Below are 13,511 nucleotides of genomic sequence, written 5' to 3'. Positions count from 1 at the left end.
GAAGGCCCGGATCGATCCGGGCTCGATCGGATACCGGACCGCAACCCGCGTCCAGCCATGAAACACACCCGGACTTTCCATCCTGCGGGCCTCGGCGCCCTGCTTCTCTGCCTGGTGATCTTCATCTCCGGGGTCTCGGCTCACGCCGAGTCCGCCAAGTACTGCTTCACCAAGGGCTATCAGGAATTTCACGCGCTCAAGAAAACGCGTACCAAGAAAAAATACCGTTCGAACTGGCTCAAGGTGGAAAAATGGTTTTCCCGGGCGCTCAAGGCCGACCCGGACGGCTCCTTTGCGCCCAAGTCCCTCTACTATCTCGGTCGGGTACACGAAGAACTCGGCGTCCAGAGCGGCAGGAAATCCGATTTCAACCGGGCCGAGGACTATTTCGGAAGGGTTGTCGCCCGGTTTCCGCGCCATGGCTGGGCCGACGACTGCCTCTACCGCCGGGCCGTGATCCGCTACAAGCGGTTGAACGACCGCAAGGGCGCACGGCAGGACCTTGCCAAAATCATCACCCAGTATCCGCGGGCGGACATGTATTCCCGCTCCAGGACCCTGCTGTCCCAGCTCGGCGGATACAAGTCCGCAGTGGCCGCGGCCAAGGCATCCCAGAAGCCCAGGCAAAAGCCGACACCCAAAAAGACGACATACCGGGCTCCGGACCCGTCCGGTCAGGCCCATCTGGATCAGGTGCGGTTCAAGTCCAGCGACGACTACACCCGCGTGGTTCTGGAACTCGACGGACGCTCCAAGTACCGCTACCAGCTTCTTGCCCCGTCTCCCAAGCACAATCGGCCCCACAGGCTCTACATCGATCTGGAAAACTCCCGGCTCGGGCACGACGTTCCGGCCAGCACCACGGTGGCGGACGGCCTGCTCAAGCAGATTCGCGCCGGCCAGTTCGACAAGTCCACCACCCGCGTGGTTCTGGATTTCCACGCCCTGCGCGAATACAAGGTCTTTCCTCTGGACAACCCGTTTCGCATCGTGGTCGATGTGTATTCCAACGGAGACGAGACCCCTGTCCCGGCTCAGGCCAGGACCGGCATCACCCCGAAAAAGGATTACCGCCCGCCCAAGGGCAGCAAGCGCATGGCCGGAGACCTGCTGGAACAGCTCGGTCTGACCGTCCGCACCATCATGCTGGATGCCGGACACGGAGGAAAGGACCCCGGCGCCGTGGCAAACGGCCTGCGCGAAAAGGACGTGAACCTCAAGTTCGTCAAGCTCCTCGGCAGGATGCTTGAGGAAAAGGGATTCCACGTTCTGTACACGCGTTCCACGGATACCTTCATCCCCTTGGAACAGCGTACCGCTCTGGCCAATGCCAAGAAGGCGGACATGTTTCTGTCCGTGCACTGCAACGCCAACCGCAACAAGCGGGTGCATGGTCTGGAAACCTACAGCCTGAACCTTGCCAAGACCAATGCGGCCGTGCGCATCGCGGCGCGGGAAAACGCAGTTGATCCGCGCAGCATCAGCGATCTCCAATTCATCCTCACCGATCTGATGGTGAACTCCAAGATCAAGGAAAGTCAGGATCTGGCCAGCGACGTGCAGAAACAGACCGTGTCCTACGTGCGCCGCAAATGGCAGGTCAAGAACATGGGCACCCGCGAAGCCCCGTTCTACGTGCTCATGGGCGCACGCATGCCCTCGGTGCTCGTGGAGCTCGGCTACCTCACCAACCGCACCGAAGCCAAACGGCTCAGGTCCGACAAGTACCTGACCTATCTCGCCCGCGGCATCGTTCAGGGAGTGATTGCCTACAAAGGCAAAATCGAACGGTATGCCATGAAATAGCAATGCCTCCGGCGGCCCCCCCCGGGGGGCCGGGCTCTGCCCGGACCCGCCAAGGAGCAAAGCCCCTTGGATCCCCATCCTGTCTTGAGAATTCGAAGAGGCCGGATACATGCCCTGTCGGGACATGCATCCGGCCTCTTCGAATTCTCAAGACGGGGTAGCTTCAGAAAAACTTGCTTCTTCTTCTTTTGCCTGTTTCCCCTGAGTCCTTTTCCTCGATAGCGCAATCGCCCGCTTTTCCGCATCGCCCTACGCCGCCATACGAGATGGACAAGTTCCCTCATCCTCCACAGGCGGCGTAGAACCAGAAAGTTTGGGAGAGTCCAGAGAACCCTTTTCAAAGGGTTCTCTGGTCGCCGAAGGCAATCACTCCTCTTTTCAGTTCGGGTTCCGGACCTTGTGGAACATGACGTAGAGCACGGGCACCACGATGAGGGTGAGGACTGTGGCAAAGGCCAGCCCGGACATGATGGTGACGGCCATGGCCGAGAAGAAGGCGTCCGCCACCAGCGGGATCATGCCCAGAATCGTGGTTGCCGCGGCCATGGTCACGGGCCGGATGCGGCTGATGGCCGAATCCACGACAGCCTGATACGGGGGCTTGCCCGCAGCGAGTTCCAGCTTGATCTGATCCAGCAGCACCACCGAGTTCTTGATCAGCATGCCGGACAGGCTGAGGAAGCCGAGCAGGGCCATGAATCCGAAGGGTTGCCCCGTGACGAGCAGACCGAGCGTCACGCCGATTACGGCCAGCGGCACGGTCAGCCAGATGATGAGTGGCAGCCGCAGTCCGTTGAAGAGCATGACCGTGGCCAGAATCATGATGAAGAAGGGCAGGCCGAGGCTGGCGGCAAGGGTTTCCTTGGCGTCGCGCGAGTCCTCGTATTCCCCGCCCCATTCCATGGTGTAGCCTGCGGGCAGCTCGATGGCCTCGATATCGGCCCGGATGCGGTTGTGCATCTCGGACGGCAACCCGGTTATCGGTTCGCAGCAGGCCGTGACGGTGAGCATGCGGTTGCGGGTGCGCAGCAGGCCATAATCGGTCACGGTCTCGAACCCGGACACCACTTCCTCCAGCGGCATCATGCGTCCGGCCACCGGACTGAACACCTGCACGTTGCCGATTTCCTCCACGGAAAGGCGTTCACCCTCGGGCGGACGGACCACGATGGGCAGCAGCTTGTCCCCCTCGCGGTATACGCCCACGCGGGAGCCGGAAAAGTTCATTTCCAGCGCCTTGGCCAGATCGGGCCGGGTCACTCCGGCGCGCTTGGCCTGCGCATCCGAGATCACGGGCTTGACAATCTTGACCGGCTGCCGCCAGTCGTCACGCACGGATTCCGCATTGCCCGTGTCGAGCATGATCTGCTGGGCCTGACGTGAAAGGTCGCGGAGCACGAGGGTGTCCGGTCCGCTGAACCGCACCTCGATGGATGCGTCGCGGCCCGGACCGAGCTTGAACTTCTTGAACTTGGGCTCCGCGTCCGGATATTCGTCGGCCACGCGCAACTTGTAGTCCGCCAGAATCGCGTCGATCTGCTCATAGTCCTTCACCTCGATCAGCAGCATGCCGTAGGAGGTGTTGGGATTCTCCGGAGGATAGGTCAGGATGAAGCGCGGCGCGCCCTGACCCGAAAACATGGTCACGGACTTGACCCGGTCGTCCTTGAGAATCTTCTGCTCGATCTCGCCAAGATCCTGGACCGTGGCGCGGATATCCGTGCCCTGCGGCATCCAGTAATGCATGAAAAAGCGCGGCTGGGTGGAATCCGGGAAAAAGCTCTGTTTCACGAATCCGAACCCGAAGATCGCAGCCACGAGCATCACGCCGAGCACGCACATGGTGGGCACGCGGTGATGCAGGCAGAAGGTCAGGAATTTCCTGTAGCTCTGATACAGCCTGCCCGCATAGGGATCGTCACCCTGCGTGGCCTTGGGATGCAGAAACATTTCGCAAAGCATGGGCGTGACGGTCATGGCCGTGATCCAGCTCATCATCAGGGAGATGAAGAGCACGATGAACAGGGAACGACAGAATTCGCCCACACTGTCCTGACTCAGACCGATGCCGGCAAAGGCCATGATCGCGATGATGGTTGCGCCGAGCAGAGGCCATTTGTTCTGATCCACCACGCCGACCGCGGCATGAAGGCGATCCTCGCCCTGCTGGTAGCGGATAAGGATGCCTTCCACCACCACGATGGCATTGTCCACGAGCATGCCCAGCGCAATGATGAGCGCGCCGAGGGAAATGCGTTCCAGGGCCACGCCCGCCATCTGGATGAAGATGAACGAACCGCAGATGGTGACAAGCAGGATGACCCCGATGAGCAGGCCGCTCTGCATGCCCATGAACAAAAGCAGGACCACGATGACGATGACCACGGCCTCGACCAGATTGAGGACGAAGGAGTCCACGGCCTGCTCCACGCGCTGGGGCTGGTTGTAGACCCGGTTGATATCCATGCCCAACGGGGTCGCGGCCCTGAGTTCGGCCAGACGCGCGTCAACAGCCTTGCCCAGATCGACCACGTTGCCGCCGGAGACCACGGAAATGCCCAAAGCCACGGCTGGTTTGCCGTTGTAATGCATGACCTGTGAGGGCGGATCGGCATAGCCGCGCGTGATGTGCGCAATGTCGCGCAGAGGCACCACCTTTCCCGTGGCCGTGTCGTTGATGAGCAGGTCCCCCAGACTCTCCACGGACGCGATTTCCCCGGTCGGGGATATCTCTATGTATTCCCTGCCCACGCGGACCTTGCCGGCGGGAACCACTAAATTACGGTCGGAAAGGGTCGTGAACACGGTATCCAGAGACAGGCCGAGCTGACTCATGCGCGCCCGGGAAATTTCAACGAACACGGTTTCCTGCTGCTTGCCCCAGAGCGTGACCTTGGCCACGTTGTCCACAAGAAGCAGTTCCTTGCGCAGAAACACGGCAAAGTCCTGAAGATCGCGCTGGGAATAGCCCTCCCCGGTCACGGCGAGCAGAATGCCGTACACGTCGCTGAAATCATCCACCACAAGGGACGGCCCGGCTCCGGGAGGAAGCTGGGCCTGTGCATCGCCCACCTTGCGCCGCAGTTCGTCCCAGACCTGTGGCAGGGTCTTCTTGTCAAAGGAGTCCTGTATCTCCACGGTCACGATGGACTGGCCCGGGTTGTTCTGGGACGTGACGCGTTTGAGCTGGCCCAGCTGCTGGGCCGCGCTTTCCACGACATCCGTGACCTCGTCCGCCACCTCGGCGGGCGTTGCCCCGGGATAGTTGGTGATGACCAGTGCCTTCTTGATCGTGAATTCCGGGTCCTCGAGCCGGGACATGTCCAGAAAGGACACGGCTCCGCCGACAAGCAGGGTCAGGGTCAGAACAATGGAAACGGTTCTCTTGCGAATGGAAAATTCCGCGAGGTTCATCCCCTGCCTCCGATGCGACCCTTGAGCACCTTCACCTTCTGGCCTTCGGACAGATAGCTCACCCCGCAGGACACGATGGTGTCGCCGGGCTTCACGCCCTGATCCACCAGAAATTCATCCCTGACAATGCGGCCGACGTTGACCTTGCGGCGAGTGACCGTGTTGTCCGCTCCCAGCACCCAGACATACATTCCGTCCCCGGGTTCGCCCTGAACCGAGGAAACCGGAATGGACACGAGATGCGCACCGTCTGCACCGGGCAGATCGCCCGACACCTGAGCGGTCATGCCCGGATGAATGGACAGCGTCTCGGGATTGGCCATGGACAGGGTCACCTGATAGGTCTGGGTCTCGGGATTGGCCTTGGTCTGAAACTCCTTGATTTTCAGGGGAAACGCCTGACCGGGATAGGATTCGAACCGAGCCTCGGCATTCACGAATCCGGTTCCTTCGCCGGAAAACGCGCGAATCCAGACCGCTTCGGGCACGTCGATTTCGATGTCGAGCGACGCGATGTCTTCGAGCTGGACAATGGCCTCCTTGGCCTGCACGTATTCGTGGTTGTCCACGTATTTCACGGCGATGGTACCACTGTAGGGCGCTTCCAGACTGGTATACTGGAGATTCAGGCGAGCGCGGCGCAATTCCTGTTCCAGAGAACGCACATTGGCCCGGCTGGTCTCGAACGTGCTTTGGGCCGCATCGAATGCAGCCTGTGCAATGGTGTCGGATTCGAGCAGGGCCTTGTTGCGCTCGTAGTTGAGTTTCGCCTCGTTGAGCACGGAACGCAGTCCCTGAAGCTTGGCCTCCAGATCGGCAACGGCAGCCTGATAGTCCCGCTGGTCCAGCATGGCGAGAATCTGCCCCTTTTTCACGAAATCGCCTTCGCGCACGTCGAACTTTTCGATCTGCCCGGCCACGCGAAAGGCCAGAGCCACTTCCCGGGTCGCCCTGACCTTGCCCGGGAATGTCCGCTGCTCCGGACCGGACTGACCGGACACCGTGAAGACGCGAACCGGGCGAATGGGGTCGGCCTTTTTCACCTCTTCCTTGCACCCGGCAAGCAGAAGGGCGACAACCAAGCAGAAAAACAATGCTTTCCTGTTCATATTCTGTTTCCTTTCATCACGTTAATCAATCAGTTGATTAGATTTCAGGTCAAAAAAAATTATGCCATGAACTGGGGAATGCCGTTTTTGGCGATGCCGCTTATGGCTTCGGCATAGTGTTCGGCTTTCTGCGGATCATCGATGTTTGCGCCGCCGCCGAGCAGATAGTCGGAAAAGATCATGCCCACGATGATGGTGAAGGTGATGTGTCGAAATGATGCCGCCTTTTCCTTGGCCATGCCGATGCGGTCCAGAAACGAGGAAAACCGCATCCATCCGTACTCGTCCAGATCCTTGCGCAGGTCGGCCAGTTCGGGCTTGTCCCGGTTCAGTTCCCGCAGTCCCACCAGATAGATGTCCCGATTCTGTCTGGCATTGTCCAGCCAGAGGTGCACGGAATTGTCGCACAGGTCGTACAGGTCCCGGGCATTGGAAATGGAGCTGTCCAGAACCGAATTCACCTCGTCCGCGAACTTGGCGAAGATTTCCCGAAGCAGGCCGGTCTTGCTGCCAAAATAGTAGGAAATCATTGCGCTGTTCACGCCAGCCTCGGCCGCGATCTCACGAATCCCCACAGTGTCGTAGGAGTTTTCGGCAAAGAGTTTGGCCGCAGCCTTGAAAATCTGTTCGCGCTTGGTCATACAGGGCAACTAATCACTCGATTAGTCACTGTCAACCGCTTTTGCGATTTCCCGCTTCTTTTTTCAATATTCCAATGGGTACGAAATGGAATTCCCACTGATCAAGGTCCGCCGGAAAAAGTCGTGCCGAGAAGGCAAAAAACTTGACTGTTTTACTAACAATTCAGGATGTTGCAATGTTCTATACAACGAAAGGCCGCGCTACTCCTGATTATCTGGACGAATTCCTTCAAACCGGGTAAGTACGATACGGCACTGCTGTACGCGAGAAAAGGAGTTTACAATTGGCACAGACGTCTATTATCCAGGCCATGGGTGGCAATTTCCTCGGAAATGCCCCGGGATGGTACAAAAAGGCCATTCTCGGTTTTCTGGTCCTCAACCCCATTCTGCTCTACACGGTAGGCCCGTTCATCACCGGCTGGGTGGTGATCGGAGAGTTCATCTTCACACTGGCCATGGCGCTCAAGTGCTATCCGCTGCCTGCAGGCGGTCTTCTGGCCCTCGAGGCCGTGGCGCTGGGCATGACCAAGCCCGAAACCGTCTACCACGAAGCCCTGAACAACTTCGAGGTCATCCTGCTGCTCATCTTCATGGTGGCGGGCATCTACTTCATGAAGGACTTCCTTCAGTTCACCTTTACCCGCATTCTGGTGAAGGTCCGATCCAAGATCGTCATTTCCCTGCTGTTCAGCTTTGCGGGCGCACTGCTGTCCGCGTTTCTGGACGCATTGACCGTGACTGCGGTGATCATTGCCGTGGCCTACGGGTTCTACAATGTCTACCACCGATTCGCGTCCGGCAAGACCATGACCTGTTCGCACGACCTGTGCAGCGACACGAACGTGGCCAAGGACAAGGACCGCGCAGACCTGATGCAATTCCGGGCCTTTCTGCGCAACCTGATGATGCACGGCGCCGTGGGCACGGCCCTTGGCGGTGTGTGCACCATCGTGGGCGAACCGCAGAATCTGCTGATCGGCTCGGAAATGGGCTGGCATTTCGTGGATTTCTTCATTCGCGTAGCCCCGATTTCCATGCCCGTGCTTGCCACAGGTCTGCTGACCTGCATGGTCGTGGAGAAGTTCAAGCTGTTCGGTTATGGCGTGGAAATGCCGGGCAACATCCGTTCCCATCTGCTGGAAACCGCCACGGAAATGGAAGCCAAACGTGGTCAGGCCGGCAAGGCGAAGATCATTGCCCAGGCACTGATCGGCATCTGGCTGGTTCTGGCGCTGGGCTTTCACCTTGCGGCCGTGGGCCTGATCGGCCTGTCCGTCATCGTGCTGCTGACCGCGTCGAACGGCTACATCGAGGAACACCAGCTCGGCAAGGCGTTTGAAGAAGCCCTGCCCTTTACCGCGCTGCTCGTGGTCTTCTTTGCCATTGTGGCCATGATCCACGACCTGCATCTGTTCAAGCCGGTCATCAATTTCGTGCTGAGTCTGGAAGGACAGGTGCAACTTGCCGCCTACTACAGCGCGAACGGCATTCTCTCCATGATCTCGGACAACGTGTTCGTGGCGACCGTGTACGTTTCGGAGACCAAGATGCACTTCGTGCAGATGCTGGGCGCAATTCCGGGCATCGGCATGACCGGCGAACAGCTCATGGACCTGCTCACCGATCCGAATCGCATGCGCGCCGACGTGCTGGCGACCCTGCCGCAGGCCGCAGCGGATCAGGCGGCAGCGCTCATGACCCAGTTCGACAAACTGGCCGTGGCCATCAACACGGGCACGAACATCCCGAGCGTGGCCACGCCGAACGGTCAGGCCGCGTTCCTGTTCCTGCTCACCTCGGCGCTGGCTCCGGTCATCCGGCTGTCCTACGGCCGCATGGTTGTTCTGGCCCTGCCGTACACCATCACCATGTCTCTGGCCGGTCTGGCCGCGACCTGGTACATGGATTCCATTCTGGCCTTCTTCGGAGGCTAATCCCGCACGACATGCAAGAGCCGGAACCCCCGCGCCGAGGCGCGGGGGTTCTTTTTTCCCGGGGTGTGCGGGGGGTCCCGGGATCGGCGTGTGCGGGGTCCAAATCAGACCTGGACTGTATCCGGGGTGATCTGGGGGGAAGGAAAAGGCTGCCCTTCGTGTTCGGGCTGTCCCTGAGCCAGTTCGCGGCGGACCTGCTGGAGGTCGATGACCCTGGGAGCCACCAGGGAGAATCCGCTTGCGTCACACCAGTCGTGCCGATTGGCAAACTGACCGTCGTAGCGCACCTCGTCCAGAATGAAATAGTTGGGCTCGCCCATGATGCGGTCCCATTGGTGCACCATGAAATCGAACTTCGAGGGATCGAACGAACTGACATTGTCCCACTTCCAGGAGAAGCGGCATATTTCATTGTCAAAGCCGAGCACGCACAGGAACTTGGCCTTGCTGTCCAGATACATTCTGCGGCGAATCTTGAGGGGATCGGTCGTGATCTGATCGTAATCCACCTCAACAGGCTTGCCGTCCACAGTGATATCGATATGGCATTCGTCGTCTATCTTCATACCCCAAGTGGCCGTGTTGCCCTTGCGCCACCAGTTCAGCGGCTTCATGGAATAGACTTCGGAACCATACTTGGCGATCTTTTCGGCGGTCTTCGTGGATATGGGATGCAGCGCCAGGTCGCAGGACCGGCCGTGTGCTGTAAAAACGAGTTCCATCTTGAATCCTCCTTGATTGGATTGCATACCCCCCGTGGATACCCGGATTCTTTGCACAGGATGTGCCTGAAATTGTTTTTGCGAAAAATTGCACGAAAAAAACCGTTTTTTTGCACGAAAAAGCGGTTTTTTCCGGAAAATATAGCGATAATTACGAAACTGGCTGAAATCGCGCGGATCAGGCAACATGAAGTCGCATTGCGCAGAGAGGAGACGAAAATCCGTTTATTCCGGGCGAAAAGGAGGGCGCCCCAGATGCTGCATGGGGACGAGCTCGCGAATGCCCCCCAGAAACGCGCGCATCTCCCGTTCCTGATGCGGAGAATAGCGAAGCAGCAGGGTTCCCTTGAACCGATTCACCACAGTAAACATCCCGAGATTGTCACACCCCTCCAGCAGAAAGCGGAAAAGCGCGACTTTCGACGGATTGATGCGGACATACATCCGCCGCGATTCGTCCGGCGCGGGCGGCAAGGGCCGCTTGCGGTACTTTCTTCGGGATTTCATGGCCATGCGTTTTCACCTTCATCCGATTTGGCCGCAAGGACTCGATCCACCACGGCACGGGCACAAGTGTGCAGAGAGATTCCCGCGAAAGCAAGCGGAATCTGGCTTCCGGCGACCAGCTCCCCCACCTTTGCTTCGGCCCGGACTGAAAGGTCTTCGGACGTGGCAAAATCAGCGTCCAAATTCGCTGTCCTGCGGATTTGTCGTGAAAACTTCTTTGGATTCTTCAAAACTTTTTAAGTCTACGCCGCCAACAAGGGATGAGGGAACTTGCTGGCGGCGTAGTTGGCCGAGGAAAGCAGAGCTTGCCCTGTGGGCATCCTCCGTACTACCATCCGGGCCTCGTGGAATCCTCAGTCAGCGATTACGTTTCTTCCCTGCTCCAGTCCGAGAGCATGGCTCCGCAGGTGGCGGATCATCGGGAGCTGCCCGGAAAGGAGGCCAGGTTTGCCGAGCCGCGCCGTCCCTTTGCCGCGCCTGTGCGACAGGCTCTGGACATGCTGGGCATCGAGACTTTGTACGCGCATCAGGCCGAGGCCGCGGATCATGTCCGGGCCGGGCATCACGTTGTGGTGGCCACGCCCACGGCCAGCGGCAAGACCTTCTGCTACAATCTGCCGATCATGGAACATTGTCTGGGCGATCCCGAGGCGCACGCCCTCTACCTGTTTCCGCTCAAGGCGCTGGCGCAGGACCAGCTGCGCGCGTTCAACGAACTGGCCGGACTCATGCCCGGGGAGCACAGACCCACGGCCGCCATCTATGACGGGGACACCACCCAGTACAAACGCGGGAAAATCCGCAACGATCCGCCCAACGTCATCCTGAGCAATCCGGAAATGGTGCATCTGTCCATGCTGCCGCATCATGCGTCATGGGCCTCGTTCCTCTCCGGGCTGACCCACATCGTGGTCGACGAGGTGCACACCTACCGGGGCGTTATGGGCTCGCACATGGCCATGGTCTTCCGCCGTCTGCTGCGGCTGTGCGAATACTACGGAGCTCGGCCCACCTTCATCTTCTGTTCCGCCACCATCGGCAATCCCGTGGAACTGTGCCGCATGCTCACCGGGCTGGACGTGCATCCGATCCTCGAATCCGGGGCTGCGCAGGGTGGACGGCACATGATCTTTCTGAACCCGGACGCGGGGCCGGCCAACGCCGCGATCCAGCTCCTGCGTTCCGCCCTCGCTCGAAACCTGCGCACCATCGTCTACTGCCAGTCGCGCAAGCTCACGGAACTCATCGCGCTCTGGGCCACGGAAAAATCCGGAAAATACAAATCCCGCATTTCCGCATACCGGGCCGGATTTCTGCCCGAGGAACGGCGCGAGATCGAATCGCGCATGGCTTCCGGCGAGCTGCTGGCCGTGATCTCCACGTCCGCGCTCGAACTGGGCATCGACATCGGCGGGCTCGACGTGTGCATCATGGTGGGCTACCCGGGCACGGTCATGGCCACTTTGCAGCGCGGAGGCCGGGTCGGTCGCGCTCTCCGGGAATCCGCTGTGGCACTCGTGGCTGGCGAGGATGCACTGGACCAGTATTTCATGCGTCATCCCGAGGATTTCTTTTCCCGCCCGCCCGAGTCCGCCATGCTCAATCCGCACAACCCCGTGGTCATGGACCGACATCTGATCTGCGCTGCCGCGGAACTCTCCCTGCGGCCCGGGGAATCCTTTCTGCGCGAGCCGGAAATCGGGGAGCGCGTGCGTGAACTGGTCGCGTCCGGCGACCTGTTCGAGGTGGAAGACGGCGATGTGGTCTCCCATCGCAAGCGGCCGCACCGGGACGTGGACCTGCGCGGCGCTGGCAAATCCATGCACATTCAGGACTGCACCGGCAACCCGGAAAAGCCCGCACTCATCGGCACCATAGACAATCATCGCGCCTATCGCGAAGCGCATCCCGGAGCCGTGTATCTGCATCGCGGCCAGACCTACGTGATCACGCACATGGACCCCGGCACACTGACCGTGAAGGCCGAGAAGAAGCGTGTGGGCTATTACACCAAGCCGCGCGGGTCCAAGGACACGGAGATTCTCGAAGTGCTGGATTCGGGCCCCTGCTTCGGCACTGCGGTCTATTTCGGCAGGCTGCGCGTGACCGAACGCATCACAGGCTATGAAAAGCGGTCCGTGCGCGGGGGCAAATTGCTGGGCATCATGCCCCTTGATCTGGAACCGCTGGTATTTGAAACCGAAGGCATGTGGTTCGAGATTCCTCATGCCGTGCGCCAGCGGTGCGAAGAGGAATTCCTGCATTTCATGGGCGGCATCCACGCGTTCGAACACGCGGCCATCGGCATGCTGCCTCTGCTGGTCATGACCGACCGCAACGACCTCGGCGGCATTTCCACGCCCATGCACGAACAGGTGCAGGGTGCGGCCGTGTTCATCTACGACGGCATGCCCGGCGGCGCGGGCCTGACCCGTCAGGCCTTTCGCAAGGCCGAAGAGGTATTGGAGACCACGCTCAGAACCATCACGGAATGCCCCTGCGATCTGGGGTGCCCGTCCTGCGTGCATTCACCCAAGTGCGGGTCCGGCAATCGGCCCATCGACAAGCGCGCGGCCCAGTTCGTGCTGGAGGCCATTCGCGCGGGCGACCCGGCATCCGTCAAACCAAGGGAGATCGACGTGCAACTGCCCGGACTCATTCCCACCCGGCCCGAACCCGAACGCTATGGCGTCATCGACATCGAAACCCGGTACTCGGCCCAGGATGTGGGCGGCTGGAATCGCGCGGATCGCATGGGCGTGTCCATTGCCTGCGTGTATGATTCCGAAACCAAGAAAATGGCGGATTACGAACAGGAGCAACTCGACGAGCTGGTCGCGCATCTGCAAAAGTTCGATCTGGTCATCGGATTCAATCACGTCAAGTTCGACTACGCAGTGCTGGCCGGTCTGCATCCCTTCAAATTTCGAGAACTGCCGAGTCTTGATCTGCTCATCGAGGTGAAGAACCGGCTCGGATACCGGGTCAAGCTCGACAACATCGCCCAGGCCACCCTGAACGTGGGCAAGTCCGCAGACGGGCTTCAGGCCCTTGCATGGTGGAAGCAGGGTCGGCTTGATCTCATCACCGAATACTGCCGACAGGACGTGGCCGTCACCCGCGACGTGTATCTGTACGGACGGGAACACGGGCATGTGCTCTTCACCAACAAGGCCGGACAAAAGGTCAAGGTGCCCGTGGACTGGTAGGGGGAATGCCTTCGGCGACCCTCCCGGGGGGCCGGGCTCTGCCCGGACCCGCCAAGGAGCAAGGCCCCTTGGATCCCCATTCTGTCTTGAGAATTCGAAGAGGCCGGATACATGCCCTGTCGGGACATGCATCCGGCCTCTTCGAATTCTCAAGACGGGGTGGCTG

Annotated in this window: 8 protein-coding genes; 3 read left to right on the top strand and 5 right to left on the bottom strand. The window is 59.8% G+C overall.

All coding sequences use genetic code 11. The annotated features are described in order from the left end of the window. The first annotated feature begins 57 nt into the window (after window positions 1-57). Window positions 58-1,806 carry an N-acetylmuramoyl-L-alanine amidase gene (locus tag MPN23_RS13465; protein WP_243544705.1) on the top strand — a complete coding sequence of 583 codons (1,749 nt, stop codon included), beginning with the start codon at window positions 58-60 and terminating at the stop codon, window positions 1,804-1,806. Between the two features lie 378 nt (window positions 1,807-2,184). Here the strand turns inward: MPN23_RS13465 and MPN23_RS13460 are convergent, their stop codons facing one another. Genes MPN23_RS13460 through MPN23_RS13450 form a run of 3 tightly spaced genes read right to left on the bottom strand, consistent with a single transcriptional unit; the run spans window position 2,185 to window position 6,970 of the window. After that, the gene (locus tag MPN23_RS13460) at window positions 2,185-5,220 is read right to left on the bottom strand and encodes an efflux RND transporter permease subunit (RefSeq protein ID WP_243544704.1); all 3,036 of its coding nucleotides are present in this window, start codon (window positions 5,218-5,220) and stop codon (window positions 2,185-2,187) included. Further along, on the bottom strand, window positions 5,217-6,329 hold the full coding sequence (locus MPN23_RS13455; protein WP_243544703.1) for an efflux RND transporter periplasmic adaptor subunit: 1,113 nt from the start codon (window positions 6,327-6,329) through the stop codon (window positions 5,217-5,219). The genes MPN23_RS13460 and MPN23_RS13455 overlap by 4 nt, the downstream gene beginning before the upstream one ends. A gap of 59 nt (window positions 6,330-6,388) precedes the next feature. After that, on the bottom strand, window positions 6,389-6,970 hold the full coding sequence (locus MPN23_RS13450; protein ID WP_243544702.1) for a TetR/AcrR family transcriptional regulator: 582 nt from the start codon (window positions 6,968-6,970) through the stop codon (window positions 6,389-6,391). Window positions 6,971-7,281: 311 nt separating this feature from the next. Here MPN23_RS13450 and nhaB point away from each other — a divergent pair, with 311 nt between their 5' ends. After that, entirely contained in the window at window positions 7,282-8,907 is a 1,626-nt protein-coding gene (nhaB, locus tag MPN23_RS13445; protein ID WP_243547395.1) for a sodium/proton antiporter NhaB, read from the top strand. A gap of 104 nt (window positions 8,908-9,011) precedes the next feature. Here nhaB and MPN23_RS13440 read toward each other — a convergent pair whose 3' ends face one another. Then, window positions 9,012-9,629, bottom strand: coding sequence for a hypothetical protein (locus MPN23_RS13440; protein WP_243544701.1), 618 nt, complete (start codon window positions 9,627-9,629; stop codon window positions 9,012-9,014). A 225-nt stretch (window positions 9,630-9,854) separates the two neighbouring features. Next, window positions 9,855-10,142, bottom strand: coding sequence for a DUF4911 domain-containing protein (locus tag MPN23_RS13435; protein ID WP_243544700.1), 288 nt, complete (start codon window positions 10,140-10,142; stop codon window positions 9,855-9,857). Between the two features lie 389 nt (window positions 10,143-10,531). On the opposite strand from MPN23_RS13435, the gene MPN23_RS13430 reads away from it, so the two are divergent. Then, a complete protein-coding gene (locus MPN23_RS13430) occupies window positions 10,532-13,345 on the top strand; it encodes a DEAD/DEAH box helicase (protein ID WP_243547394.1) in 2,814 nt (937 codons plus the stop codon). Window positions 13,346-13,511 lie beyond the last annotated feature (166 nt).

This window comes from Pseudodesulfovibrio tunisiensis (assembly GCF_022809775.1).
GTDB classification, from domain to species: domain Bacteria; phylum Desulfobacterota; class Desulfovibrionia; order Desulfovibrionales; family Desulfovibrionaceae; genus Pseudodesulfovibrio; species Pseudodesulfovibrio tunisiensis.
This window is presented reverse-complemented; position numbering and strand designations above follow the sequence as displayed.

Bases quoted from the DNA above. Each gene is read 5' to 3' on its own strand.
- MPN23_RS13450 (WP_243544702.1), bottom strand. From the start codon at position 6,970: ATGACCAAGCGCGAACAGATTTTCAAGGCTGCGGCCAAACTCTTTGCC.
- MPN23_RS13435 (WP_243544700.1), bottom strand. From the start codon at position 10,142: ATGGCCATGAAATCCCGAAGAAAGTACCGCAAGCGGCCCTTGCCGCCC.
- MPN23_RS13455 (WP_243544703.1), bottom strand. From the start codon at position 6,329: ATGAACAGGAAAGCATTGTTTTTCTGCTTGGTTGTCGCCCTTCTGCTT.
- MPN23_RS13460 (WP_243544704.1), bottom strand. From the start codon at position 5,220: ATGAACCTCGCGGAATTTTCCATTCGCAAGAGAACCGTTTCCATTGTT.
- MPN23_RS13465 (WP_243544705.1), top strand. From the start codon at position 58: ATGAAACACACCCGGACTTTCCATCCTGCGGGCCTCGGCGCCCTGCTT.
- nhaB (WP_243547395.1), top strand. From the start codon at position 7,282: ATGGGTGGCAATTTCCTCGGAAATGCCCCGGGATGGTACAAAAAGGCC.
- MPN23_RS13430 (WP_243547394.1), top strand. From the start codon at position 10,532: ATGGCTCCGCAGGTGGCGGATCATCGGGAGCTGCCCGGAAAGGAGGCC.
- MPN23_RS13440 (WP_243544701.1), bottom strand. From the start codon at position 9,629: ATGGAACTCGTTTTTACAGCACACGGCCGGTCCTGCGACCTGGCGCTG.